Annotated in this window: 10 protein-coding genes; 6 read left to right on the forward strand and 4 right to left on the reverse strand. The window is 76.3% G+C overall.

The annotated features are described in order from the left end of the window. The coding region (locus ACFV6I_RS35055) for a hypothetical protein (protein ID WP_380429917.1) at window positions 1-1,679 on the reverse strand (1,679 nt) is incomplete at its 3' end. A 409-nt stretch (window positions 1,680-2,088) separates the two neighbouring features. Here ACFV6I_RS35055 and ACFV6I_RS35060 point away from each other — a divergent pair. Both ACFV6I_RS35060 and ACFV6I_RS35065 read left to right on the forward strand, forming a co-directional pair. Next, entirely contained in the window at window positions 2,089-2,718 is a 630-nt protein-coding gene (locus ACFV6I_RS35060; protein ID WP_380378345.1) for a CBS domain-containing protein, read from the forward strand. 142 nt (window positions 2,719-2,860) lie between these two features. Beyond that, window positions 2,861-3,511 (forward strand): hypothetical protein, encoded by a 651-nt coding sequence (locus tag ACFV6I_RS35065; RefSeq protein ID WP_063350699.1) that lies wholly within the window; start codon window positions 2,861-2,863, stop codon window positions 3,509-3,511. A 10-nt stretch (window positions 3,512-3,521) separates the two neighbouring features. On the opposite strand, the gene ACFV6I_RS35070 is transcribed toward ACFV6I_RS35065, so the two are convergent. Further along, window positions 3,522-3,893, reverse strand: coding sequence for a hypothetical protein (locus ACFV6I_RS35070; protein ID WP_380429920.1), 372 nt, complete (start codon window positions 3,891-3,893; stop codon window positions 3,522-3,524). 156 nt (window positions 3,894-4,049) lie between these two features. On the opposite strand from ACFV6I_RS35070, the gene ACFV6I_RS35075 reads away from it, so the two are divergent. Further along, the gene (locus ACFV6I_RS35075) at window positions 4,050-4,412 is read left to right on the forward strand and encodes a hypothetical protein (RefSeq protein ID WP_063350701.1); all 363 of its coding nucleotides are present in this window, start codon (window positions 4,050-4,052) and stop codon (window positions 4,410-4,412) included. Window positions 4,413-4,540: 128 nt separating this feature from the next. Here ACFV6I_RS35075 and ACFV6I_RS35080 read toward each other — a convergent pair whose 3' ends face one another. Continuing rightward, the gene (locus ACFV6I_RS35080; protein ID WP_063350702.1) at window positions 4,541-4,951 is read right to left on the reverse strand and encodes an organic hydroperoxide resistance protein; all 411 of its coding nucleotides are present in this window, start codon (window positions 4,949-4,951) and stop codon (window positions 4,541-4,543) included. Window positions 4,952-5,068: 117 nt separating this feature from the next. Between ACFV6I_RS35080 and ACFV6I_RS35085 the strand changes: the two genes are divergently transcribed. The 3 genes from ACFV6I_RS35085 (at window position 5,069) to ACFV6I_RS35095 (ending at window position 7,057) form a co-directional block, all read left to right on the forward strand. Continuing rightward, window positions 5,069-5,542, forward strand: a complete 474-nt coding sequence (locus ACFV6I_RS35085; protein ID WP_380429923.1) for a MarR family winged helix-turn-helix transcriptional regulator — start codon at window positions 5,069-5,071, stop codon at window positions 5,540-5,542. A 256-nt stretch (window positions 5,543-5,798) separates the two neighbouring features. After that, window positions 5,799-6,371 (forward strand): RNA polymerase sigma factor, encoded by a 573-nt coding sequence (locus ACFV6I_RS35090; protein ID WP_380429926.1) that lies wholly within the window; start codon window positions 5,799-5,801, stop codon window positions 6,369-6,371. Next, the gene (locus ACFV6I_RS35095) at window positions 6,368-7,057 is read left to right on the forward strand and encodes a hypothetical protein (RefSeq protein WP_063350705.1); all 690 of its coding nucleotides are present in this window, start codon (window positions 6,368-6,370) and stop codon (window positions 7,055-7,057) included. Before ACFV6I_RS35090 ends, ACFV6I_RS35095 begins: the two co-directional genes overlap by 4 nt. A 77-nt stretch (window positions 7,058-7,134) precedes the next feature. Here ACFV6I_RS35095 and ACFV6I_RS35100 read toward each other — a convergent pair whose 3' ends face one another. Continuing rightward, window positions 7,135-7,803 (reverse strand): GAP family protein, encoded by a 669-nt coding sequence (locus tag ACFV6I_RS35100; protein ID WP_380429929.1) that lies wholly within the window; start codon window positions 7,801-7,803, stop codon window positions 7,135-7,137. Window positions 7,804-8,172: the final 369 nt, after the last annotated feature.

Below are 8,172 nucleotides of genomic sequence, written 5' to 3' on the forward strand. Positions count from 1 at the left end.
AACCCGCCCCCTGGCGGGCCGCCCCACCCGCCCCACCCTCCCACGTCTGGCCCTACCGGGCGCCCCCCCCCCCCCGGCCCGCCGCCGGTACGCTGCGGGCCGCGGGCGGTCGGCAGCAGGACGGCGGTGACGGCGCTGCCCTCGCCGGTCCATCGGTCGGCGCGCAGGCAGACCCAGGACGCCGAGCCCGCGTTCTGCGGCAGCGGCTGCACCGCGAAGGCCCACAGGTTGAGCTGCTTGACGCCCGGCGTGCCGTCCGGGACGGCGCAGCCCGCGCGGGCCCAGGCCAGCAGCGCGTCCTGGCCGGTGGCCTCGCGCGGCTCGCGGGCCGGCTGGGTACGGTCCGGTGGCGGGGAGTAGGTGAGGTGCGCGGGGACGAGCCCGCCGAGGTCGGTCAGCAGGAAGGCGTGCTTCTCGGCGATGGCGGGGGAGGAGTGCAGCTGGAGCACCGTGGCGCCGTGGCAGTCCGCGAGCCCACCGCCCGGGACCGCCGCCGTGACCCCGTCAGGGTGGTCCAACGGCCGTGCAGGGGAGTCGGGTTGGTCGATCCGGCGGGTCTCGGCGGCGTCCACCCAGGGGGCCAGCAGATAGCGCACGGCGGTGCCCTGGCGGCGCAGCACCACCGCGCCCGCCGTGGTCACGTCCGAGTCGTCGGCCCGGGCGAGGTCCAGGCCGCCGTCGCGCCCGTCGGTGTAGCGGGCGAGCCGCCGGCCGTCGAACAGCACCACCACGGCGGTGCCGTCGACCGTCCCGGCGAACAGCAGGGCGGGCGGGGCGACGGGCGGCGTGGCGTCCACACCCGGCTCGGCGCGGGTCTGCGGGCCCGGCTGCTCCCAGGCGGCCAGGGCGCGGCCGAGCAGCGCGCCGTCGTCGCGGCGGTCGCCGCGGGCGGGCCAGGCGGTGAAGTCGACCCGCGCGGTGTGCTGCCACCGGTCCGGCTCGACCCGGGTCAGGCGGGCCGGGTCGGCCGCGGTGCCGGACGGGGCGGGCGCGGGGCGGCCCACGGGCGCGGCCGGCCCGGAGTCGGCGACCACGGCCGCCGTCGTGCTGAGTCCGAGCAGGCCGACCAGCAGCACGGCGCTCCACGTCCGGCGGCGGCGCAGCAGGTCGGTGGGCTGGACCCGCACCGCGCACGGGTCGAAGGCGGGCGGCTCCGGGTCCGCCCCGCCGGTCACACCGGCCGCCGCCGCGACGGCCTCCTCGGGGCGCTCGACCCCGGCCTGTCGCAGCGCCCCGGCCGCCTGCTCCGGCGTCAGCCCCTCCACCTCGCGCAGGGCGAAGGCCGCCCGGGCGGGGGCGTCGAGCGCCGCGAGCGCGTGGTCCAGCGCCGCGTCCTCCTCGCCGCCGTGCGGGGTGAACAGCCGCAGTCCCCAGATCCGGGGAGCGGGCAGCCGCCGCGCGGGGTGCGGCCGCAGCGCTGCGCGCAGCACCCGCAGGCGCAGTGCGGCGTACACCGGGTCCTCGTCCGCTGCCGACGGACCGGCCGGGCGGGTCCAGCGGGAGGGCAGGGCGCGCTGGACGGTCGCGTGCGCGGCCAGCACCCGGCTGTGCCGGTCCCGGTCGGCGGGCAGCGCGAGGTACGCGAGCCGGGCCAGCCTGCGGTAGTGGCGCACCAGCGCGGCCTCGGCCTGGGCCACCGGGCGCGCCGCGGCGCCCTGCGCCGGCGATGCCGCGCCCATCGTCCGTCCTGCCAACGGGCCCTCCCCGGATGCCGTGCGTGCTGTCGTGGTGGACGGTCCAACGAGTCGATCATGTGATGGTTGCGCCGTCCGGGTCGCCGGGTCGCCAGGTCAGTGCGTTGCTGGGTCAGTGCGTTGCTGGGTCGGTGCGTTGCCGGGTCGGTGGGTCGGTGGTTTCGGCGAGGCGCCGGGTCGCCGCTCCGCCGGTTCGGGGGTGTCGGTTCGGCGCGGTGTCGGATCCGCGTTCGGCGGGCGGGCCCAAGGTCCCGCCCGTTCAGCCCCTTGGCCCCTGGCGGCCCGTGCCGCCGGGCGCGATGCTGCCGGTACCGGCCGGGACGATCCGCGCCCGGCCGCAAGAGTGTCGTGGACGAGGTGAACCGGCGTGCGGCATGCCACCGTCGAATCAGTGATGACCAGCCCCGTGGTCCGGGTCGCGCCCGAGACCGGCTTCCGGGAGATCGTCGCGCTGCTGACCGAGTACGACATCACCGGGGTGCCGGTGGTGGACGCGCAGGGGCGGCCGCTCGGGATCGTCTCCGAGGCCGACCTGCTGCGCACGCTGGCCGCGCAGGAGGATCCGGGCGCGCTGCTGCCCGCCCCCGAGGCGGCGCCGGCCGGCCCGGGCGGTGCCGTGACCGCGGCCGACCTGATGACCGGGCAGCCGGTCTGCACGACGCCCGGGACCAGCGTGGTCGCGGCGGCCCGGCTGATGAGCCGGCACGGGCTGAAGCGGCTGCCGGTGCTGGACGAGGACGGACGGGTGACCGGCATGGTCAGTCGCGGGGACCTGCTGCGGGTGTTCCTGCGCGAGGACGTGGTGATCCGGCGGGAGATCGTCGAGGAGGTGCTCGGCCGGATCGACGGGGTGAGCCCGGCGGAGATCGGCGTCGAGGTCGATCAGGGCCGGGTGGTGCTCAGCGGTACGGTGCCCGAGCCGTACCTGGTCCCGATCGTGCTCAACCTGTGCCGCTCGGTGGACGGCGTGGTCTCGGTCACCGACCGGCTCGGTGCGGGCGGGGCGGCCGCTCCGGTGGGCTGATCCGTCGATCCTGCGATCCGACCGCTGTGCGCCGCCCCGGCCCGGGCGGTTCGCTTCGCATACTGCGGAGCGTATCGGGTAACTCACCCTGTGTGCCCGGCGGGTCGAACTGCCGGGGCGGCGGAGCACAGGGGAGGCGGCCGTGGCGGTCGTATTCGACGCGGACTTCACTTCGACCAGACAGTGGACTGCCGGGCGCACCAGTGCCTACCCCCGGATGGGGCCGACCAACCGGAGCGACCACAAGCTCGACTACCTCGGCCGCGGCTACTGCCCGGGCGGCGTGTTCAGCGCCACCCGGCGGCTCGTCGGCGGGCTCTGGACGTGCAACCTGCTCACCACCGAGGGCAGTCCGGACGGCTTCCAGGCCCGCACCGGCGACCAGCTGTCGGCACGCATCACGCTGCCCGTCGGGCTGGGTGCCTGGCCGGCCGTCTGGACCTGGCGGGACGGCGGCAACGAGGTCGACCTCTTCGAGTACCACCCCGACCACCCTGACCTGTTGGAGTTCTCCAACCACGTCCGGGGCGGGTACCGGTACTGGCACGGCGCCGGCTCGGGGATCGCGCCCGGGTCGACCTTCGACCTGCGGGTCGTGCTCGGCGCGAACTCGGTGGACTGGTACGTCGAGGACGAGCTGGTCTACGCGGACCTGCACGGGGTCGGTCCCGGCTGGCAGGCGTACCTGATCGTCAACCTGTCGGTCGCGGACGGCACGTACCACGACCGGCCGCCGCTGCAGGGGCCGGACCGGCTCAGCTGGGTCTGCCACAGCCTTCAGGTCGAGCGCTGAGCGTCCCGCCTCACGGGGCGAAGGTGGCGGTGACCGGGCCGCGCGGGCCGGAGCGCTGGAACCAGACCGTCCGACGGTGCGCGCCGATGTGCGCGGGGTGGGCCACGTACAGGTCGTCGCGCGGGGCGCGTTCGTTGCCGGGGGCCAGGGCCGCGTCCACGGCGCGCGCGGCGATGGCGTGCAGCAGGGCGGTGGCGGTCGCTTCGGCCGCGGGCGGTGCGATGGCGAGCGCGGTGAGTTCGGCCCAGAGCGCGGTGGAGACGTAGCTGATCGGGGAGTGGCCGAGCGCGGGATGGGGGCGGTGGTCCCCGTGGCGCCGCAGCACCCCGGCCGTGACGAGCTGCTCGGGCGAGCGGTCGTCGGCCGGTGGGTGGTGGTTCATGGGCGGCAACGCTACCCCGGTGGGCCGGGCGCTGAGCGCCGGAACGTTTTCTCAGGCTTTCTTCAGGGCGCTTCGGCCCGGTGCGGGCGCACGATGGTGGTGAGGCGCTGGTCACCTCGGCGGGCCCCGGCTGCGGGGCCGGAGGAGGAGGTCCCCATGAGGTACTGGCACGGACACGGCCACGTCCTGGGTGGCTGGGGCATCGGTGTGATGGCGGTCTTGACGCTGCTGGTCCTGCTGGTGCTGGTGCTCGCCGCCATCGCCCTGTTCCGGTACGTGTCGCGGTCGCGTCGACCGTTGCCGTACGGCCCGGCGGGTCCGGGTGCGGCGGGGCCGGGTTCGGGTTCGGCGGCTTCGGGTGCGGCGGGGCCGGGGTGGGGCGCACCGCACGGCGCGGCGGCCGGGCCGACGCCCGAGCAACTGCTCGCGGAGCGGTTCGCGCGTGGCGAGATCGACACCGAGGAGTACCGGCACAGGCTCGACACGCTGCGCTCGGTGAACGGGCCGGGTGACGGCTGAGCCGGGGCGCACGCGGGCCCGCCACACGGTGGTGCGTGTGGCGGGCCCGTCTGCGGTGGCGGCCTGGCCGGCGTTTGCGCAGCCCGTTCGGCCTGCGCGGTCTACTCGGCGTGCGTGGCCTGCTGGGCCTATTCGACGACCAGCTCGACCGGGATGTTGCCGCGGGTGGCGCGCGAGTACGGGCAGACCTCGTGCGCCTGCTTGACCAGCTGCTCGCCGGTCCCGTCCGCGAGTGCCTCGGGCAGTTCGACGCGCAGCACGACGGCCAGGCCGAAGCCGGCGCCGTCCTTGCCGATCGACACCTCGGCGGTGACCGAGACCTCGCTGGTGTCGACCCGGGCCTGGCGGCCGACCAGGCCGAGGGCGCTGGCGAAGCAGGCCGCGTAGCCGGCCGCGAACAGCTGCTCGGGGTTGGTGCCCTGGCCGCTGCCGCCGAGCGCGGGCGGCATCGCGAGCGCGAGGTCCAGCTGCCCGTCGGAGCTGACGGCGCGGCCCTCCCGGCCGTTGGCGGTGGCGGCTGCGGTGTAGAGCGCGTCCATGGTCGGTTCCCTTCGTGTGTTCCGGCGGCCGCCCGGGCCGCCCTCTGGAGATAAGTAGAGCACGCAATTCAATTGCGCACAACTGAATGGCGTGAGGGTGATCGGTACCATGGAGCCATGACCACGCTCCCCGGCATGGCGGACGAGGAACTGCTCCGCCTCGACCAGCAGATCTGCTTCTCGCTGAACGCGGCCTCCCGCGCCTTCGGCGGCGTCTACCGGGTGCTGCTCCGCGACCTCGGACTCACCTACCCCCAGTACCTCGTCCTGCTCGTGCTCTGGGAGGACGGCGACCTGCCCGTCAAGCGGATCGGCGAGCGCCTGCGGCTCGACTCCGGCACGCTCTCCCCGCTGCTCAAGCGGCTGGAGGCGGCCGGACTGGTGCGGCGCGAGCGCAGTCCGGAGGACGAGCGGTCGGTCACCGTCAGCCTCACCGCCGAGGGCTCCGCCCTGCGCGAGCGGGCCGGCCAGGTGCCGCGCCGGCTGTTCGGCGCGACCGGGCTGCCGGTCGAGGACCTGGCCGCGCTGCGCGTACTGCTGGAGCGGGTGACCGCCGCGCTGGACTCGGCGGTGGTGGAGCCGGCGCCGTAGTCGCGGCATCCGCCCTGTCAAGTCGGGCGGTCCGCAGCCTGTGACGTGGGTCACGTGCGTCTGGGTCCCGGGCTCCTGTCGGGGCCGAACCGGCAGGTCAGCGCCGGTTTTCGAAAGTGAACGGAAACGGTCGCCAATTGTCCGCCCGATCCGGTCAACAACCCGGGCCGCCCGGACGGTTACACCACGAGCCCCCAGGGGCCGTCGGCGTGCCACCCGGTGGGCCGGCCAGCTGACCCACGAAAGGGGGGCGCGTGTGCTGAACACCCCCGGGCCGGGCGAGAAGCGGGACCTGCGGGCGGACCCGCTCGGCGCGCTGCCGGCCGACTTCGAGGCCTTCTTCACCCGCGAGCACCCGGGCTACCTCCGGTACGCCCAGCAGCGCCTGCGACATCGCGAGGACGCGCAGGACGCCGTCCAGAACGCGGGCGCCACGCTCTACAAGAACTGGCGCCGCGCCCTGGCCAGCGCCGACCTGCAGGCCTTCGCCTTCAAGATCGTCAAGGATGCGGTGGTGGACCTCCTGCGCGAGCGCCGCCGTGCCGAACGCAAACGGCTGCGCGTCATCGCGCAGCGCCGGCCCGACACCAGCCAGGACGAACTGGACCAGCTCGCCGAACTCGACGCGCTGGACTGGGCGATGGAGGAGCTCGCGCGCGCCGCCCCGGTCCAGGCCGACGTCGTCCGGCTGCGCCAGGCGGGCCTGTCCTACCCGGACATCGGCCGCAGCCTCGGCATCGCGCACACCACCGCCCGCACCTACTACAGCCTCGGGCGGCGCCACCTGGAGTACCTGCTGGAGCAGCCGGACGACGGGCAGGCGCCGTGAAGGTCACCGAACTGCTGCGGGCGGACGCCGCCCTGCTGGAACGCGAGTTCCGCGACCACGACCCGGCCGCCTTCACCCGTCGGCTGGCCGAGCGGCTCGCCGCCGCCCGCCGGCCCGCGCCACCCGCCCGCGAACGCCCGGCCCGCCCGCCCGCGAACGCCCGGCCGCCGCACGCATTCGGCGAGCCCCCGTGGGCCGGCGGCCGGACCGAGCTCCGCCGCGACCTGCGGCACCTGTGCGCCACCGTGGCGGGCGCGGTGGACCCGGCCGAACTGGCTCTGGACCTCGAACTCGCCGAGAAGACGGCCTTCCGCACCCTCGGCTGCCTGCTCTACGGGATGGGCCGCACCGCCGACGGCGTCTTCTGGTGGCGGATCGCGACGCAGTACGGCGACCAGCTGGCCGTGCACTGCCTGGCCGTCCACTACGCGGCCGAGGGCGAGACCCGGGACGCGGCCCGCTGGGCCGCCCAGGCCGAGGACCTCAGCGCCCCCGGTCACCTGCCCGCCCTGGCCCCGGACGCCGGGCCGGGCGGCGCCGCGCAATTGGCGCGGGAACTGGCCGAGCGCTACGACGGCGAGATCCTGCTGACGCTCAGGGACGTGCTGGCGGTGCGCCCGGGGGCGGACGGCGGACGGCTGGGCCTGCGGTCGGTGCGGGGGAGAGGGGTGGTGCGCATCCGGTGAGCCGGGCGGTGGGGCGGTGGGGCGCTGGTGGGTGGAGGGCGGTGGTGGTGGCAGCGGGGCGGCCGCCGCCCGCGGGCTCACGCGAGCCCCGTGATGGCGTCGCCGACGTACTCGGCCCCGATCACGGCCAGCACGGTGGTCGTGATCGCCGTGCTGTGGGTGGCCAGCCAGGCCTTCCACTCCCCGAGGGTCCGCGCCGAGCGGTCCCCGCGGAGCAGGTGGACCGCGAGCGGAAGCAGCGTGCACAGCGAACCGATCAGCACCATCAGTGCGGCGGCCACCACCGTGCCCCCGACCCCGGCCGTACTGGCGGCGATCGAGGCCGCGCCGCCGACGGCCAGTGCCAGGTTCTTCGGGCCGGTCGTGACCAGGACGACCGCGAGACCGGCCGACCGGCCCGCGCTGAAGCGGCCCACCTCCCGCATCCACCTCGGCGGCGCGGTGACATGCCCCGCGCGGGGCCGGTCGCGCCACTGCTTCCCGGTCATCAGGACGAACAGGACGCCCAGCGCGAGCTCCAGCCAGTACAGCCAGGCCGGCCGGCCGCCACCCGAACCCAGTGCGCTGCCCGCCGCCACCACGACCGCCACCACCGCCGCCAGGCCGACCGCCCAGCCGGCCGCGAAGGCGAGCGCGATGGTCCGCCCGCGCGGTGCGGCCAGCATCAGGACCACCGCCACCAGCGCCGGCGGGCTGATCGCGAGGCCCACCGCCGACGCCAGCATCGAACCGACCGCCTCGCCCATCCCGCTCCCGCCTCCTCGCCGTCGCCCGGGCTCGCCCGGCGCAGCCGCCGTCAGCGCCCGTCCGGCGCAGCCGCGGTTCGGGCTCGTCCCGTGAAGCCGCTGCCCCGGGGCGTCCGGTTAAGCCGCTGCCCCGGGCCTGCTCCGCCGGGCACACGTCTGCCCCATTCAGCTACGCCCGGGGCCGCCGTGCACGGCCGGGGCCGCTGTGCGGGTGAGGCCCGGGGGGCTCAGGCGCGGAACGGCCGTCGTTCGACCGGAACCGCCGAGGGCCGCCGCCCCCCCCGGGTGGGGCTGCGCCCCCCCGACCCCGCCCCCGCCCCCGGGCCCCGGCCGGGGCCGGGGCGCCAGGGCCGGGGCGGGCTGCGGGGC

The sequence above is a fragment of the Kitasatospora sp. NPDC059803 genome (assembly GCF_042732255.1).
GTDB lineage: Bacteria > Actinomycetota > Actinomycetes > Streptomycetales > Streptomycetaceae > Kitasatospora.